The sequence below is a fragment of the Dyadobacter sp. genome (assembly GCF_039919315.1).
Taxonomy (GTDB): Bacteria; Bacteroidota; Bacteroidia; order Cytophagales; family Spirosomataceae; genus Dyadobacter.
In genome coordinates this window covers 191,866-207,674 of record NZ_JBDSFX010000108.1, presented here as the reverse complement: position 1 = coordinate 207,674, position 15,809 = coordinate 191,866, and the positions used below count along the sequence as shown (strand labels likewise).

Below are 15,809 nucleotides of genomic sequence, written 5' to 3'. Positions count from 1 at the left end.
ATAGGCAGAAAAAACCAGAGCCGCATGGTTCTTACCAAGGCTACACCGGCGCAGGCAACGGCATACGCGGCGGGAGATCTGGCTAAGGGGTTGTTATTCAATAATATTTCCAAATACATTGCCTATTTCAAGAGAATAACCCTGGGAGGCGTGACTTATGAAATCACGGCAAATCCGACGGAAAGGATTATGAAGCTGACCTGGCTCGAAGGCAGCACGCCCAAGACATTTACAACCAATTATTACTATACTTCGAGTGGGATAACCTTTGTTTCGCCCCTGTTGAATGGTTCCCGGACCATAACCGGGTTCAGTAACATTACCTGGAATGCGACTACATTGTCGTTAGGACTATCCGGGGGAGGAGTTTCTGGTGTGGTAGTCAGTGCGATCAAGCCACTTGCGGTGGATCTGGCTGCTTCTAAAAGATGGTGGCAGGATCCGATCGAATCGGGCGGTGATTGGCGCACACTTGACGGATTTCACGTAAATGGTGTGGATGATGCATTCGGTGTAAAAGATCTGACTTTCGAAGGCGCACAATATGCATTTTATATTTATCAACCGGGCGCAAATGCCAGCTATGACATTTTAGGGCCTGTGTTTTTTGCTAATAATGCATTAAGCCTGGAATATGGGCACGCCCCTAAAAGACCCACATTCCCAGCGGATGGAAGGGTTATTTTTACCGACTACGGAACATTAGGGCCAGCACCGGCGACAGGTCCTGCCGCAAACACAGCAGCGCTTCTGTATGAACCCAGCGGCTATTACCTCGTTCAAACTTCTGAAACTACCTATGATATGGTGAGTGCCAAAGATGCCAAAGCTTGGATCAGCTGGCAATAATATAACTGCGGAGCCAATAAAAAAACCACACCCGTAAAAGTGTGGTTTTTTTATTGTTAATCGGAATGGTAACTAGTTATACCCTTCGTTCTGCACCAGCTGCTTGTTCACATCCATCTCACGCTGCGGGATTGGCATAATGAGCTTGGGTGAATTGAATGGAAGTGCTCCCACATTCAATTTGTTACGTTTGAGGTCATGTAGCATATGACCCTCGAAAGCTAATTCCAGGTGCCGTTCTTTTAGGATTGATTCGAGTGTTACCGCTGTTGCCGCTTTAAGTCCCGCCCTGGCGCGAATCATATTGATATCCGTCAAAGGAGCAGCTCCTACAACTGTACCAAGTCGGAAATTTGCTTCCGCACGGGTCAGATACATCTCTGCCAATCTGAATTGTAAAACATTACCGAACGTGTCCAGATGCTTTTGGGTATACGTATTATTGGTAGGCGTAAGAAAGAAGTCCCCTCGTTTGTCTCCGGCTTCATAAAGACCCCGATGTTTTGCCAGAACGCGAATGTCTCCACGCCCGGACGTTCCAGGAATAGCAGCAATCTTTATTCCAAAAAAAGTATTCATATCGTTTGCGCCATCCTGCTGCGTCACAATCATCGAGAATATATATTCAGCCGGATTAGCGCCGCTATTGCGCAGGAAAGTATAAAACAGCGAGCTGAATTCAGGAACTAGTTTATAGCCTCCTGTTTCGATTATTTCGCTAGCTTCGTCACGTGCTGCCGCAAAATTGGCCTGAGTCAGATATACTCGGGAAAGTTGAGCAGAAGCGGCAAATTTGTTCGCATAGTTTACATTGGCATCATTCACTTCCGGCAAAAGCGATTTCGCGGCTGTCAGATCTGCCAGAACTTGTGCGTATACTTCGGCTACGGAACTCCTGGGTATTTTATCTGCATCTGTAATAATGCGTGTTGGCGTTAATACCAACGGAACGCCGGGTTTGGCAGTGTTGTCGCCATCAACCCATGATTTAGCATACAATCTAACCAGATCAAAATAAATAGAACCACGTATAAACTTCGCTTCACCTTCTATGCGGGCCTTTTTATCCGCATCCACGATATCGAGCGCTGACAAAACGTTGTTGCATCTGTTTATAGCCACATATGAATCTCGCCAGGTGGCAAGCGCTGAGGCATTGGCCGTCGTAATTTGCTTGTTATTCATTTCAAGTAGGTTCTGGAAGGTACCTCCAAATCCCAATTCATCGCTGTTGCCCAATAGTTCTGACGTATATTGAAAGCCTCCACCATATACATCTACATCCTGCAAACCATCATAACATCCAATTAGAGTCACTTCTACATCACGTGAAGTACTTAGTGCAACGCTTTCATCGATACTTTGGGTAGGCTGCACGTCAAGTTTGCTGTCGCAGGAAGTGCCTAAAAACATGACTGTGAATAAAGCAACGGAACTTATATATACTTTCTTTTTCATGAATTGTTTAGTTAAAAAGCGGATGATCATTAAAACCCGACATTAATGCCTACCAGAACTGTACGTGGCTGTGGAGCAGTGTAAAAATCATTTCCAAGTGCGAATTTGGTATCTCTTGCACTTAGATCATCGGTATTAACTTCCGGGTCCCAGCCTTTATAATTGGTAAAAGTTGCCAGGTTCATTGCGGAAACATAAAGCCGGATACGATCCATTTTGATGCGTTTTAGTAGGCTGGATGGTAAATTGTACCCCAATGTCAGCGAACGTAAACGCAGGTAAGATCCGTCAAAAATGTAACGGCTGGAAGCCTGATTGCCATTTCCCTTGTAAAAACGTGCCTCAGGAACATCTGTATTAGGATTTTCGGACGTCCAGGCGTTCATCTGATCGGCGGTCTGATTGTCTTCGTAAATTCCGTTAGCAGATGAATATTGGCCTACACCGTAAAAATTGATTTTATTTCCCGCCACTCCGTTAAAAAATACATTCAGATCAAATCCCTTAAACGAAAATGTATTGGTGATACCTCCCACAAATTTAGGGTTAGGGTTACCTGAGACAACCCGCGTCGCACTGTTATAGCCGCTATTGGTAACAGTAGTACGGTCAACGCTTCCGTCGGTTCCCGGTGTGTTTTTATAAAAAAGTGCATCTCCGTTTGCCGGGTCAACTCCCGCATACTCAACTGTATAGAACACACCAACTGGCTGTCCCTCCATCACACGGCTCATACTTCTGATGCCACCCTCAATAACCTGTCCTTGTATGTCAGTAACCTTGTTTTTGTTATTAGCGATATTGAAAGAAGTATTCCATTTAAAAGCGCCGACGAGATTCTGGGTATTGAGCACCAGCTCCACCCCTTTATTTTCAAGTTTACCCACATTGGCAACCTGTATAGAAAAACCAGATGTTGCAGGCACATTCACTTCAAGTAAAAGCCCGTCCGTTTTTTTAACATAATAATCGATTTCACCATTGATGCGGTTGTTGAATAATCCAAAATCAAGGCCGAAATCGGCCTGCTTCGTTGTTTCCCATTTCAAATTCGGATTTCCGATTTGTGATGGACGTTGTCCGGCGGCACCTGCATATCCAGCATCTCCCGCAAACAGACCCAGCTGTGGAAAATCGCCGATTTCTGAATTACCTGTTGAGCCGTAGCTTCCTCTGACTTTAAGAAAGCTTAATGTGTTGTTGTTTTTCAGGAAGCCTTCTTCGCTAAGCACCCAGCCGGCAGAAACCGAGGGAAAGAAACCGTAACGTGAATTGGCGCCAAAACGGGATGAGCCGTCGATCCGGGCACTTGCAGACAATAGGTACTTGTCCGAAAACTTATAATTCAGGCGTACAAAGTAGGATAGAAAACGAAAATTGGTCTCAGTCGAACTACCATCCGATTTTGTAGCAGCGCTGGCAATTTTCTTATAGCTGTCCGAAGGGAATTGTGATCCCTGAACGAAATTGGTTTTTGTCTGCGACTGCTGGTAAGACATTCCCAGCGTGGTTGCAATCGTATGAGCAGCAAAAGTCTTGTCGTACGAAAAGAAATTATTTGTATTATAATTGGTTACAAATGTGCCGTAGTTTTCGCCTAAACCACTACTGGCCGTTGCAATATTCCGATTGTTCTGGCTTTGATAGTATGCTTCTTCGTTCTGATTCAAAAGATCGATCCCCAGCTCACTACGAAATTTCAGTTCAGGCGTGAAGTTGATCTGCGCGTAACCATTTGTAAGGTTCCGGAATGATGTTGCAGTAAAGTGGGCATAATTAATCGAAATGATCGGATTGAAATACAACGGCAAATTTGCATCTCCAGGAGGCGTACCGATCGGTAGACCTGTTTCAGGATCGTCAAATGGCGTTAATGGAGTAATCGCGGCCATTTGTAGGGGATTTGAAAATGCATTATCTCTTGGCAAACGCTTGTTTACTGTTCTCGCAAGGCCCATCGACAAACCTATTTGCAACCACTTATAAGCCTGATGGTCCAGATTCATACGCCCTGAAATCCTGTCCAGTTCGTTGCCAATAAGCGTTCCTTTTTGACCAAGATATTGGGCTGATAAAAAGAATTTGGTTTTTTCACTTCCCCCGTTCATTTGAAAATCCAGTTGCTGCATCGGTGCTTTCCGAAAAGCCTGATCCTGCCACGCGTAATTCTTTTGATTAGGCGTATTGGCTGTACCAAGACTGAAATAATCAAGGTTGCTTAACATGTAGGTTGTCGATGACTCGGGATCCGATGGATCAATTTCGTCTATCCGGTCGCTATTGTTGGCAGCCATTGTATAAAATTTGACATATTGTTCAGCGTTTAGGAAGTCGACGCGTCGGGTGGCTTCAGCCGATCCTAACTGATAATTCACGCTGACATTCGTTTTGCCGGCCTTACCTCTTTTTGTAGTGATTAAAACTACACCATTGGCTGCACGGGAACCATAAATGGCCCCGGCTGAGGCATCCTTGAGAATTTCAATAGATTCAATGTCATTCGAATTTATATCAATCAGGGGATTGGTGCCACCTCCATCACTGTTACTTTGATTTGAGGTAGTAATTGGCATTCCGTCCACCACGTACAATGGCTGGCTACTCGCGCTTATCGAAGAGTTACCGCGTATACGGACATTAATAGATTGCCCAAGCTTCCCGGTACCACTATTCACATACACACCCGCAGCGCGGCCTTGTAAAGCAGCATCTACGCTCGCTACCGGCATATTCTGGATTTCTGTGCCTTTCACCTGGGCAATGTTACCAGTCAGGTCCCGTTTGATTTGCGAGCCAAATCCGGTGACGACTACTTCACTCAAACTGCGTGTGTCGCTTACCAATTTTACGTCGATTACGCTCTGGCTCCCGACCGTAATTTCCTGGGCGGTCATTCCCACAAAACTAAAAACGAGGATTGAAGATGAAGACGGAACACTGATCACATAGCTGCCCGCAGCGTCTGTTTGTGTTCCGGTTGTTGATCCTTTTAGCTGGACCGATGCCCCTGGGAGAGGCGAGCCGTCATCGTTTGTTGTGATTTTTCCGGTGATCTGCATGCTTTGACCCATTACGGCTGCGCACGCTCCCACCCATGTCAGAATTGACAAGAGCAAAATTCTTCTCATAACAGTTAGGTTTGATTAATTTACATTTCTGTAAAACAAATATATGATTATACAGATACCAACCAAATTTAATTATGAAATTTTGCTTTTCGCTTAGTTTTAAATGCTATGAGTATGGAAAGATTAAATATAATATTTTGTATTGATTCGGTTTACCAATATTTTCCATTTCTCCTCGCGAACCGGAAAGCGCGCCAGAAAATCAGTAAATGGTTATACAATGCAGATAATAGTCCGAAATGCTTTCGCAGTACCGAGAAGCGGTCAAGAAGAGAGCGCCGGTGATTTTTGACAGATATTCCACCGAGCAGGTATTTGCATAGCAGGAAGGGGAGATGTGTTACTTGTGAGGCATTTTTTAAACAAATGATTTCCCAGTCAATGTCAGCACTTAAATTGTGGATGTCATATTTTGGCGCAATGTCTTTTTTAGCTATAAATGCCTGGTGGCATACCTTCATTCCAAGTGAGAAATCCTGCCACTTCAAATGATCGGGTAACTGGTGAGGTGTAAAACGGCTCCTTAATCCAACTTCACGTCCGTCTTCCTTGACAAACATAGCGTCGCTGTAATACACATCTGCATTGGCTTCCAGAAGCGGAAGCAAGCTTGCTAGGACGCGACTATCATAAATTTCGTCGCCCGCATTCAGGTACCATATATATTTCCCGGTAGCAAGCGCGAGGCCTTTATTCATAGCATCGTACAAGCCTTTGTCAGGTTCGGAAACGATGCGGGTAATAAATGGATATTGACTGGCGATCCGTAGCGTATGATCCTTAGAACTGCCGTCAATGATCAGATACTCGATCACCGAGTGGACTTCTATCATTAACAGCGCTTTTTGTACACTTTCTAATGTCCTGCCCAGAAAGCGTTCTGCGTTGTAAGTGATCGTAACGACGGTAAGTAGCGGTTGCTCATTCATTCGGATAATAACGACTGATATAAGTTTTGATATTGGGCGGCAATGACACTTTCTGAATAACTATCCAGTACTTTTTCTCTCGCATGGGCTGAGAAAAGGGCATGGTTGTTGTTATTGAGAACCCAGTTGATCCCTTCCGCGAGTGAGTCTGCCGATTTAAATTCTGATACATAGCCATTATGCTTGTGATCGATCATTTCGGGGATACCGCCGGTCGCAAATCCAACAGCAGGTGTTCCGCAAGCCATGGCTTCCATAATGGTATTAGGCAAGTTGTCTTCCAATGACGGTACCACGATCATATCCGCGGCATTGTATGCATCCGCCATGTCTTCCTGCCGGGTAATTTTACCTAAATAATGGACAGGAGCAGGGAATGAATCAAAAACAGCGGGGTTAGCTTTTCCCAAAACCAATACTTCCACTTCGTCGGGCAAGCGTTTCAATGAATCTTTAAAATAGGAAAATCCTTTACGCGGGTCCTGGGTATTAGCGCCGGCAAACAAGATTAGTTTTTTATCCGTCGGCAAATGCAGTTTTTTCCTGATCAAAGTTTTGTCCGAGGGAGCGAAAAGGCCCGTATCAATGCAGTTAGGAATGCTTTTGGAAAAAATATCCTGGGTTAGTGCAGCGTTTTTGACGATCTGGTCTAGCCAATTGCTTGGCGATATCAGCGCCATTTTTGTTTTTTCGTAAATGCCTTTTTTAGTTTCAAACTGCGAAAAGGAAATGTCGTATTGCCCCGGTTTGGCAAGATACGGGCAGTACTGGCAATGGGAAAGGTACCGGTCGCAGCCTCTGCTGTAATGGCAGCCACCAGTTACCGTCCACATATCGTGCAATGTCCATACGACAGGTTTTCCAAGTGAAAAAAGCTTATCCAGCGATGATAGCGACAGAAAACCAAAATTGATCCAATGTAAATGTAAAATATCGGCCTGCCTGACAAGGGGGTGATTGCTGATATCCGTTCCAATCCCTGCCGGAGAAAAGGCAAACCTTACTGTTTTATCTTTTTCGTGCGGGAAAAAATACAGTCGCTCAGCCACAAACCGACCCCAGGCTTTCTTCAATTCCCAGCTATTCTCAGCCAGCGCAACTACATTTTCTTCGGGATTTTGTGACGAGGGTACCAGCATTCGCGACTCGGTCCCCGATTTTTGCAAAGCTCTGTGTAATCTTGTTGCCGCTACGCCGGCGCCTCCTTCCAAATGAAAAGTACTCAGGTGAAGTACCATGCGAATTGCTTATTGATTACGATGTTCCGGCAGCCCTGAAAATTCAGGCGGGTAAAATTAAATAGTTCTGTGGTTAAATAATTTTTATTCGTTAAAAGTATCTTTATCCCAAAAACAAGTAACCGGTTAACAATGTCTAACGAAAAGCGGAGCCACGAGGCGCATTCTGAGTGGTATGAGGTACAATATGCTACCAAGGAGGCGAAAGATAAGGCCATCGAATTGTGGGAGTATGATGAAAAGCATAATACCATCAATCACTGGATCCATCAACGGATGCTCCGGCTGACCGATCCATTCGTGACGGAACAAAAATCCTGGCTGACAGTGGGTGACGGCTACGGATTTGATGCTAATCACTTTTACAGAAAAGGCCTGGACGTGACGGCTACGGACATTTCGGGTACCTTTTTACCTCTGTCGCAATCACGTGGTTTTCTTGACAAATACTCAGTGGAAAATGTTGAAAAACTGACTTTTGAAGATAATAGTTATGATTACGTTTTCTGCAAAGAGGCGTACCATCACTTTCCGAGGCCGTATCTGGGTGTTTATGAGATGCTTCGAGTAGCCCGGGAAGCGATCATTCTGGTAGAACCACATGATCCGATCTCAAAGATGCCCTTTTTGCTTGCATTGAGAAATATTTTTGACCGGTTTGACACTACGCTTTTACAGAAATACTGGAAAAACAGATATTCCTTCGAAGAAGTCGGGAACTATGTTTTCAAACTGTCTGAGCGTGAAATGGATAAATTAGCCAATGGTATGGGGCTCCCCATGGTGGCTTTCAAAGGAATTAACAATAGTTACTACCATCCTTCGTACAGTAAGGAGAAGGCTGATGATTCGTCTGAGGCTTTTAGGAAAATAAAGCGCAAACTAGCATTTCATAACTTTCTGACCCGATTCTCGTTGATGCCCTCGCAGTTACTTTGCGCGGTTATTTTTAAGAAAATGCCCTCGGAAAAAGTCATGGCGGCGATGCGTCAAGAAGGATTTCAGATCCATATTTTCCCGCCCAATCCCTATGCCAGGTGATCAGTCAGCTTCGTCATTGTGTTTAAAACCAATGGATTTCCTTTCGGATTGCGGAGGTTCGAGCAAAAAGTTAAGAGCCTGGTGAATGTCATTGAATTTGACTTTCATTTCGCTTTCAATTTTATCAATTCGCTCCCGAAGCTCATTCGAATTGAGGTAATGTTGACGTATCAGTACGAAGGCACGCATGATCATGATATTGACAGTGAGTGCCTTTTTGCTTTTTAATACACTCGAAAGCATAGCGACGCCTTGCTCGGTGAAAGCGAAAGTTAAATGTCGGGTACCGCCCCAACTTGACATCACATTTTGTGATGTCAAGTTTTCCATCTCCTCCGGGCTTAGGATAAACATAAAATCTTCGGGAAACCGATCCGGATTCCTCCTTACAGCTTGTTTGAGTACCCTGGTCTCAACCTCGTACATCTCAGCCAGATCGAAATCCAGCATGACCCTGTAACCGCGAATGGTAAAAACCTTGTCTTGAATAACCATTAAATCCATAATCGTGATGTGTCAAATTAGTAATGCCTTTATAGCAATACGTACAAATCAGTCATCGGTCACGGGTTAATTTATAATTTTTTGGTAGGGTTAAATATGTATAGTTTTAGGAGTTATTAAAACATACACGTCTAAATGTTGCCTGAATCAGATCGTAAAATTGCCGTTATCGGACTGGGTTATGTAGGACTGCCACTGGCAGTAGCTTTCAGTCAAAAATACCCGGTACTGGGTTTTGACATTAATGAAAAGCGGATTGGTGAATTGAAGCGGGGTCATGATAAGACGCGGGAAATTACCGAGCAGGTATTGCTGAATTCGGAAGGTCTGGCATTCACAACCGATGAACGTTTGCTGTCTACCTGTAATGTTTTCATTGTAACAGTTCCTACTCCGATCGATAGTTACAAAAAGCCAAACCTTGTACCACTTCTGGAGGCAAGCAGGACAATCGGAAGAATACTGAAAAAGGGAGATGTGGTCGTATATGAATCTACCGTTTATCCGGGTTGTACTGAGGACGATTGTGTGCCGGTACTGGAAAAGGAAAGCGGTCTCGAATATAACAAGGACTTTTTTTGTGGCTATTCCCCTGAGCGCATCAACCCGGGAGACAAGATCCATACATTTACCAGCATCAAAAAAGTAACATCAGGATCTACGCCCGAAGCCGCCCGGTTTGTGGATGACCTATACGCCTCAGTCGTGGAGGCTGGAACTCATTTAGCGTCCAGTATTAAGGTTGCCGAAGCATCGAAGGCCATTGAAAATGCGCAGCGGGACATTAATATATCATTCGTGAATGAGCTGGCCCTCATTTTTGACCGGATGGATATTGATACTACCGAAGTACTGGAAGCAGCAGGCACCAAGTGGAATTTTTTGAAATACAAGCCTGGCCTCGTAGGCGGGCATTGCATTGGTGTGGATCCTTATTACCTCGCTTACAAGGCAGAGTCGTTGGGCTACTATCCCCAAGTGATCCTGTCGGGAAGGAGAGTGAATGATACGATGGGTATCTTCGTGGCTAACAAGCTAGTGAAATTACTGATCAGAAAAGGCCATAAAATTGAAGGCTCCAAAGTGCTGATCCTGGGCATTACATTTAAGGAAAACTGTCCTGATGTCCGAAATACAAGGGTTACTGATGTTTATCGGGAATTGAAAGATTTTGGTATGCAGGTGGAGGTGTACGATCCCTGGGCCTCCGCTGAGCAAGTGTCTGCTGAATATGGAATTTCACTGCTTACCAAGCCGACAGGACGTTATGAGGCAATTTTGTTAACCGTCGCGCACGATGTTTTTCAGACCTTGGATTTCAAAGACTTCGTTAAACCCGATTCGGTTATTTTCGATTTGAAATCTATTTTACCCAAAGAAAGTGTGGATTCCAGGTTATAGAGGCTGATTTATTTGCGCCAGCCGAAAATATTGAGTTGGAGGTCCATGATATCATTTCCGCGATAGCGATGGTTGGTGAATGGTCTCAATCGGTGCTGATTCGTATCAATGTAGTACCTGAATCCGTTTTCTTCAAATATTTTGACCACATCTGCGAGTCCTTGTGGATTGCCAATGTAAGAGTGAAATTCTACAAAGAGATTTTGAACATGGCCCAGCGCGTCACGGCAATCAGCCAGTACCTCCGTTTCGGCACCTTCAATGTCCATTTTAAGAAAATCAATATGTTTTTCTTTTAGCAGGAAGTCTTTCAAACGTACTGATGCGATTTTCTTCTTTTCAGCAGTGGAATAAATGGAAGAGGAATCCGCGGCTTCGCTACCAAACCAGATACCATTTTCATCTGTCCACACCGCTTTATCAATGATTTCGACGCCATTGATTGCGTTTGCTTTCAGGTTTTTACCAAGCAATGCAGCAATTTCAGGTTCAGCTTCAAAAGCTACTACTCTTGCTTTGGGGTAAAGTTTTTTGAAATATAAAATGCTCATGCCCACATTAGCGCCGCAGTCTAGGATGACTGGCTGTGGACTGGCGGTTTCGAAATAATAAAAATCATCCGCGAAGATCTCCTTATGTTGCCATAAAAACGACATGGTATCCGGAACTTCGAGCTGGAAGTCGCCAAAATTTACTTGCGTGCGGGTGTGCCTGGGACTGTTACCATACCGTAACAGCAAACCCATAAATTCCCGGTTAGCCGGTGTCCGAAGGGAATTGTAAGGTTCTTTTAACAGGTAGCGCAGCCAGTACATATTACTCAGTATTAAATCAGATCTGGTATTTGATCCAGTTTTTTATTTTTAATTGAATGGGCAGGTGGTAATACTCACGGAACGATTCAATGACCGCTTTATCTGGCTTAATGTTCGGGTCGATATCGACTTTTTCGGGATTCATTTCCTTGCCATAGTAACCTGTCTTGAAAGTAAAGTTAGTACCGCTTCCGTCCGTACCAATATTTTTTATTTTGGAATGCACTGGATAAACACCGTATGCATTGTTTTTAAACTGAGCATAAGTCCATCGAATGGCCCAGGAATCGATAATTCCACGTTGCTGCTTGACCAGCATGGGCCACAGATCTTCACCACCGCTTGTGAAAGCTTGGATCGCCGCTTTTTCTTTTTTTAATGTTTCAAAATCATTTACCTCCCAATCGGCCATTTGCCATTTATAGAGCCAGGTACCCCAGCCCCAGGAGCTGGCGCGCGGAGCCATGAACAAGTCATGCTGATAATGCGCGGGAACGGATATAGGGGGACTGTACGCGGTAACCGAAAAAATATCCGTGCGCTGCTCATAAGTATCCAGCGCTTCGTTCATAAATGAAAGAAAATCCGGCGTACTCAGCATATCGTCTTCCAGAACAATGACCTTTTTGTACTGTTCCAATGTCGCCGTCACCCCCTTAATAACCGAAGCAGCAAGCCCTGTGTTAGTATCCGAAGAAATGATTTTTATGCTTTTAAAGCCTTTAATATCAGAAAGGTAGCTCCTGATTTCGCTGATCAGCTTTTCATCCGAGGCTTGTTTGGCGCCATCCGAATAAATGATCAATTCACTTTCCGCCGCGAGCGTATTCAGCTGTAACGATTCGATCGTCTGACGTAAGTGCCAGGGACGATTATAGCAGAACAAAACAATGGGGGCAAGGGTACCTGACGAGCTCATTTCAGCTTTTATAGGCGTCAATAATCAATGAAGTATAGCCTAGTTTGCCATCTTTATTACGATCATCGTGATCAGCAGATCTCCTGATCATACCGTCTTCGGGATTCCAGGGAGCTTTATGAAACTGACCATTTTCATCGAAATATTCCAATAGCTTCACCGTAAAACCGATTTCCGTAAGAAAGCCGGACATGATCTGATAGTTGTACAGGAGTTTATGGTCGTCGGCCCCGTTTCCAGTTCCGCCTGGTTTCACATAGTTAATGTATTCTTCGCTTGGATTAAAACCGTCTGGAACCGCCACACGGAGAAATCCGCCAGGTTTGAGATAAGTATAGCAATGTTGAAAAGCAAGTTTACCCTGCTCCGGCGTCAAATGTTCCCAAACGTGCTCGGCGAGGATTTTGTCAATGGAATTTTCTGGAAAGTATTGTTCCCAATCTTGCTTTACCAGTAGGTTAAGTGTCTCAATATCAGTATGTATCCAGCCCTTGTAAAGCGAATACATGGAACCTACCACGACATTAACCGATTTGGTACGATCGTAAGTAGTGAGTTGAAAAAGACTACGCGGTTGCTTGAACAGACCTGCGATTATTCTCTGAGTAAATGACATTGTGAATGCTTGGGATTGATCAGCTTCATTGCAATAAATGAAACTTCATTTTTCAAAGATAGCAAAAGTTGAAATGGCAAAAAGAATGTACTGCCGGCCAGGATGACTTTCGGTTGCTTCAACTAACATTATTTTGCTTTGAAAACAACCGATCTGACAAATGACCATCCGGCCCGGAATCCCATTGAAATATCTTCGGAAACGTTCCAGGCGAGTATTCCTCCACCAAAAATGACGGCTACTGTGACCGACCTGATGGTCATATCGAGCAATGTTGCAGGTAAGCTTCGGACCTGTGCAGGATACGGAATGAAATAAACGACCGTATAGACCAGAGTAGCCAATGCAATCACTTTTAAAGTGCCCATTGTAAATGGCTGGATACCCATCTTTTTCCGGATGAAAAGCAGTTTCAATACATTATAGGTCACCGTTGAAAACAATGCGGCAGCTGCGGCGCCATTGTAGCCATATACCGGAATCAGGTACTGGCTGCTTAGCAAAATGAGTACCGTGAAAAAAAGCATGAAAACAATGTCGTACCGATAAAACCGCGAGTTGGTCAGGATTTCGGAATTCAGTCCCGTGGCCATGTCGGCGATCCGGGAAACGCCCACCATTAACACCACCCATTTGCCTTGTGAGTAAATGTCTGATTTAGGTATGATACTGAAAATAGCATCAATATTAGACCAGATCCCCAGAAAAAGCAATGTGCCGATAATGAACAGGTTCAATGAAGACTTTTTGTAAATGGTATCAATGTGTGCAATGTCGTTCCGGGCATAGGCTTCGGAAATAATGGGCGCGCTGATCATTACAATGCTGTTTCTGGGAATAGAAATGACCAATGCAATGCGCGAAGCAATGTCGAAAATAGCAGTACTTCCAAGTCCTCCTTCAAATGCCGGGAGCAGAACTTTTTCAATGTGCGGGAGCAAAGCAGCGCTGGCGCCACCCAATAAAACCCACAGGCCGTATCGGTACATTTCCTTGAAGGCCGGATGCCTGATAAAACCGAAATCGAGGGAGGTGTAAAGTCTTTTCTGAAAATGTAAATAGATCAGCATCGCGATAATGGCGAGGCCGTAACTGGCTACGGTGAGGCTGACCATGGTATCGAATGTGATGATTTTAAACCCGAAAAGGATCACAAACAAGCTGTTTGACAGGCGAAGGCCCACCTCGCGAATGAGCGATGGAACAGCAATCCGCAAATTGATCCGTGAATAAGATTCCAGTGCCAGCAAATAAACCATACCTACCGTTAGTGGAATGAAAATGTAATAATACTTGACCAGCATTGGCGAATGGTCAAGATAAAACCTGATATAGAGCGGTTTGAAGAGTAAATATAAACCCGCAAAAGCGGCTAGGCCAATTAGCGGTGTAATGATAATAAATGTAAAAAGCTGCCTCCGCGATTCGTGATCCTGAAACCTGCTGTGAAACCGTACGGCGACAGATGGGACGCCCAGCAGGGCAAAAGACATGTAAATAACCGGAAATGTAAGCAGGGTAGAAGCGTACAAACCCAGCTGCTCCTGGGTCAGATATTGATTGTAGAGGATCAGGATGTTGAAAATTCCGATGACTACTCCAATGTAGGAAACAATGGAGCTTTTGAATCCCTGACGTACTATAATCCCCATTGAGGTTTTTCTTGATTAACAAGACGAAATAAGACAAAAACGGTTAGATACCCTAGCGAAGGACTGCGATTAGTTATCTCCTTGTGTTCTTCTATATTTGTTCCAACAATTAAACCACACACACTTGAAAGTATTGAGTATAGTAGGCGCCAGGCCTAACTTTGTCAAAATTGCGCCCCTGCATCGCGCCTTTTCGCAGCATCATGAGATTACTTCCAAAATTGTCCATACCGGCCAGCATTACGATCCGGTCATGTCCGGCATCTTTTTCGATCAGCTGAATTTGCCGAAGCCTGATTTTTGCCTGAATGTCGCCGCTGGTACGCCGATACAGCAAATCGCTCAGATTATGATGGAATTTGAAAAGGTCATGCTCATTGAGAAACCGGATCTGGTGCTGGTAGTAGGGGATGTCAATTCCACATTGGCCTGTACCTTGGTGTCTGTCAAAATGAATGTGCCCGTAGCGCATGTGGAAGCGGGATTGAGAAGTGGCGACAGGAGCATGCCCGAGGAGATTAACCGGATATTGACGGACGCGGTTTCGGATCATTTGTTTGTGACGGAGCAGGACGCGGTTGATAATTTGCTAAGCGAGAATGTCCCCGCCACTCGCATTCATTTCGCTGGCAATGTCATGATCGATTCTTTGGCATATTACAAAGAAGCAATTCAGAACGCGTCTATATTAAAAACGCTGGAACTGAATGCTGGCTCATACGTACTGATGACCATGCACAGGCCCTCGAATGTGGACGGTAGGGAGGGTTTGGAAAGGGTTTTAAAAATAATCAAAAGGCTTGCTTTGCTGAAAACCGTAATTTTTCCCATTCATCCAAGAACCTGGAAAAACATGGGGGTATATGGTTTGAAAAATGAATTTGAAAATATCAAAAACCTGAAAATCCTGGAACCGCAGGGCTACCTCGAATTCCTTAACCTGACAAAAAACGCATCATTGGTAGTAACCGATTCCGGCGGCATTCAGGAGGAAACGACTTATTTGAATGTGCCTTGTATCACATTGAGAGAAAATACGGAACGACCAGTGACCGTTAAGGAAGGTACAAACTATCTGTTAAAGAACGCAGACGAAGAATCAGTGGCGTTGGTTACAGCGGAAATATTTGCAGGAAACTGTAAAATAGGCCAAATACCGGAAGGGTGGGATGGGAAAGCTGCGGAACGGATCGTCGCAATTTTGAGAGAAAAATACATTAATTCGTACGTTTGTGACAAATAAGACAAATCAGGCTGCT

At 44.4% G+C, this 15,809-nt stretch carries 13 protein-coding genes; 4 read left to right on the top strand and 9 right to left on the bottom strand.

Annotated features, from left to right (window positions below; translation table 11 throughout):
- Nucleotides 1-849 (top strand): DUF4302 domain-containing protein (locus ABIO93_RS32520; RefSeq protein WP_348074227.1); only part of this gene is annotated, 849 nt, incomplete at its 5' end.
- A 72-nt stretch (nucleotides 850-921) separates the two neighbouring features.
- Here the strand turns inward: ABIO93_RS32520 and ABIO93_RS32515 are convergent.
- The 4 genes from ABIO93_RS32515 to ABIO93_RS32500 all read right to left on the bottom strand — a co-directional run bounded on the left by ABIO93_RS32515 (nucleotide 922) and on the right by ABIO93_RS32500 (nucleotide 7,602).
- Complete coding sequence (locus ABIO93_RS32515; protein WP_348074226.1) at nucleotides 922-2,307, bottom strand: RagB/SusD family nutrient uptake outer membrane protein; 1,386 nt, start codon at nucleotides 2,305-2,307, stop codon at nucleotides 922-924.
- A gap of 29 nt (nucleotides 2,308-2,336) precedes the next feature.
- The gene (locus ABIO93_RS32510) at nucleotides 2,337-5,435 is read right to left on the bottom strand and encodes a TonB-dependent receptor (protein ID WP_348074224.1); all 3,099 of its coding nucleotides are present in this window, start codon (nucleotides 5,433-5,435) and stop codon (nucleotides 2,337-2,339) included.
- A 152-nt stretch (nucleotides 5,436-5,587) separates the two neighbouring features.
- Nucleotides 5,588-6,364 (bottom strand): glycosyltransferase family 2 protein, encoded by a 777-nt coding sequence (locus ABIO93_RS32505; protein ID WP_348074222.1) that lies wholly within the window; start codon nucleotides 6,362-6,364, stop codon nucleotides 5,588-5,590.
- The gene (locus ABIO93_RS32500) at nucleotides 6,361-7,602 is read right to left on the bottom strand and encodes a glycosyltransferase family 4 protein (RefSeq protein WP_348074221.1); all 1,242 of its coding nucleotides are present in this window, start codon (nucleotides 7,600-7,602) and stop codon (nucleotides 6,361-6,363) included. The genes ABIO93_RS32505 and ABIO93_RS32500 overlap by 4 nt, the downstream gene beginning before the upstream one ends.
- A gap of 132 nt (nucleotides 7,603-7,734) precedes the next feature.
- Between ABIO93_RS32500 and ABIO93_RS32495 the strand changes: the two genes are divergently transcribed.
- The gene (locus ABIO93_RS32495; protein ID WP_348074220.1) at nucleotides 7,735-8,643 is read left to right on the top strand and encodes a class I SAM-dependent methyltransferase; all 909 of its coding nucleotides are present in this window, start codon (nucleotides 7,735-7,737) and stop codon (nucleotides 8,641-8,643) included.
- Here ABIO93_RS32495 and ABIO93_RS32490 read toward each other — a convergent pair whose 3' ends face one another.
- Nucleotides 8,644-9,147, bottom strand: a complete 504-nt coding sequence (locus tag ABIO93_RS32490) for an ORF6N domain-containing protein (RefSeq protein ID WP_348074219.1) — start codon at nucleotides 9,145-9,147, stop codon at nucleotides 8,644-8,646.
- Nucleotides 9,148-9,282: 135 nt separating this feature from the next.
- On the opposite strand from ABIO93_RS32490, the gene ABIO93_RS32485 reads away from it, so the two are divergent.
- Nucleotides 9,283-10,548 carry a nucleotide sugar dehydrogenase gene (locus tag ABIO93_RS32485; protein ID WP_348074218.1) on the top strand — a complete coding sequence of 422 codons (1,266 nt, stop codon included), beginning with the start codon at nucleotides 9,283-9,285 and terminating at the stop codon, nucleotides 10,546-10,548.
- 8 nt (nucleotides 10,549-10,556) lie between these two features.
- Here ABIO93_RS32485 and ABIO93_RS32480 read toward each other — a convergent pair whose 3' ends face one another.
- The 4 genes from ABIO93_RS32480 to ABIO93_RS32465 form a co-directional block, all read right to left on the bottom strand.
- The gene (locus tag ABIO93_RS32480) at nucleotides 10,557-11,363 is read right to left on the bottom strand and encodes an FkbM family methyltransferase (protein WP_348074217.1); all 807 of its coding nucleotides are present in this window, start codon (nucleotides 11,361-11,363) and stop codon (nucleotides 10,557-10,559) included.
- Nucleotides 11,364-11,379: 16 nt separating this feature from the next.
- Complete coding sequence (locus ABIO93_RS32475; RefSeq protein WP_348074216.1) at nucleotides 11,380-12,282, bottom strand: glycosyltransferase; 903 nt, start codon at nucleotides 12,280-12,282, stop codon at nucleotides 11,380-11,382.
- A gap of 1 nt (nucleotide 12,283) precedes the next feature.
- Nucleotides 12,284-12,898: a methyltransferase domain-containing protein gene (locus ABIO93_RS32470; RefSeq protein ID WP_348074215.1), complete on the bottom strand. Its 615-nt coding sequence runs from the start codon at nucleotides 12,896-12,898 to the stop codon at nucleotides 12,284-12,286.
- Nucleotides 12,899-13,026: 128 nt separating this feature from the next.
- Nucleotides 13,027-14,550 carry a polysaccharide biosynthesis C-terminal domain-containing protein gene (locus ABIO93_RS32465; RefSeq protein WP_348074214.1) on the bottom strand — a complete coding sequence of 508 codons (1,524 nt, stop codon included), beginning with the start codon at nucleotides 14,548-14,550 and terminating at the stop codon, nucleotides 13,027-13,029.
- Nucleotides 14,551-14,674: 124 nt separating this feature from the next.
- Here ABIO93_RS32465 and wecB point away from each other — a divergent pair, with 124 nt between their 5' ends.
- On the top strand, nucleotides 14,675-15,793 hold the full coding sequence (gene wecB, locus ABIO93_RS32460; protein WP_348074213.1) for a UDP-N-acetylglucosamine 2-epimerase (non-hydrolyzing): 1,119 nt from the start codon (nucleotides 14,675-14,677) through the stop codon (nucleotides 15,791-15,793).
- Nucleotides 15,794-15,809 lie beyond the last annotated feature (16 nt).